At 69.1% G+C, this 1,386-nt stretch carries 1 protein-coding gene; it reads right to left on the bottom strand.

Annotation, left to right across the window (positions count from 1 at the left end; translation table 11 throughout):
- Nucleotides 1-28: 28 nt before the first annotated feature.
- Nucleotides 29-1,255: an IS110 family RNA-guided transposase gene (locus ABT245_RS45905; protein ID WP_351747127.1), complete on the bottom strand. Its 1,227-nt coding sequence runs from the start codon at nucleotides 1,253-1,255 to the stop codon at nucleotides 29-31.
- Between the last annotated feature and the right edge of the window lie 131 nt (nucleotides 1,256-1,386).

Here is a 1,386-nt window from a genome sequence, read left to right as displayed (position 1 = left end):
CGGGTCAGACACCCCATGTCGTTTGGTGTCAAGCGGCTGGGGTGTGGGCGTGGTGTGACCAGGCGGTTGCTTCGTCGTAGTGGGTGCGGGTTTTGAGGCAGCCGTGGAGGATGCCGACGAGGCGGTTGCCGAGCTGGCGGAGAGCGGGGTTGTAGCCGATCTCGCGTGCTCGTTGCTTGTCGTAGTAGTGGCGGGCGCCGGGTGATGCCCGAAGGGCGGAGAACGCCTGGGTCTGCAGCGCGTCGGCGAGGCGGTTGTTGCGGACGTAGCGGGCCTGGACGGTGTGGCTCTTGCCGGAGGCCCGGGTGATGGGGCTGGTGCCGGCGTAGTTCTTGCGGGCCTTCGCGGACGCGTAGCGGGCGGGATCGTCTCCGAACTCGGCGAGCACCCGGGCGCCGGTGATCTCCGCGATGCCGGGCATCGAGAGATAGATCTCAGCGTCCGGGTGCTTCAGAAAATGAGCCTTCACCTGCTTTTCCAGGTCTGCTATCTGCTCGTTCAGGGCGATCAGCAGCTTCGCGTGGGCGGTGGCGGTGGCGGCGTAGGCGGCCGTGACCGGCTCGGGCAGCTCCAGCTGCCGTTCGCGCAGCGCCGTCTGGATCGTGGCCGCCTTCGCGTCCCGGTTGTGCCGGCGGGCGCGGGCCAGGACGGCGGTGATCTGGGTGCGGGTCAGTTTCGCCCCGGCATGCGGGGTGGGCGCTTTGATCAGCAGTTCCAGAGCGTCCGTGCTGGTCAGTGTGAGATCGGCGTAGGCGGTCAGGGCGCCGGGGAAGTACTCGCGCAGCGTGCTGCGCAGCCGCTGGAAGGTGCGGGTGCGTTCCCAGATCAGACTCTGGTGGGCGCGGGCGACGACCTTGACGGCCCGCGCCTGCTCGCTGTCCCCGGCCACCGGGCGCAGCTGGTCCCGGTCGATGCGGACCATGTCGGCCAGGGCGTGCGCGTCGCCCTTGTCGCTCTTGGCGCCGGAGGAGGCATAGCGTTCTTTGAACCGGGCGACCTGGCGGGGGTTGATGGCGTAGACCTGGTAGCCGGAGGCGATCAGTGCCTGCACCCACGAGCCGCGGTCGGTCTCGATCCCGATCACGACTGCGGCCGGATCCAGGTCCTCACCGCCGTGCTTCGCGACGAGCTCGTGCAGCTTCGCGATCCCCTCCATGCCCTCGGGCAGCCTCGCTGCGGCCAGTTTCCGGCCCGCCTCGTCCTGGACCTCGACATCGTGGTGGTCTTCGGCCCAGTCATCGCCGATCAGCAGCAACTCGTCCTCCCAGTCCGGTACTTCGCTTATCGCAGCCTGCGGAAGGCGCGGCACGCGGCCTAATGGATCCAGTGCTCACGCCCCACTGCCCGGCGGGCACGCCACCCCATCAACGGTCTGGCCTCCCGGCC

Origin of the sequence: Streptomyces sp. NPDC001508, assembly GCF_040298665.1 — a bacterium.
Classification (GTDB): domain Bacteria; phylum Actinomycetota; class Actinomycetes; order Streptomycetales; family Streptomycetaceae; genus Streptomyces.
This window is presented reverse-complemented; position numbering and strand designations above follow the sequence as displayed.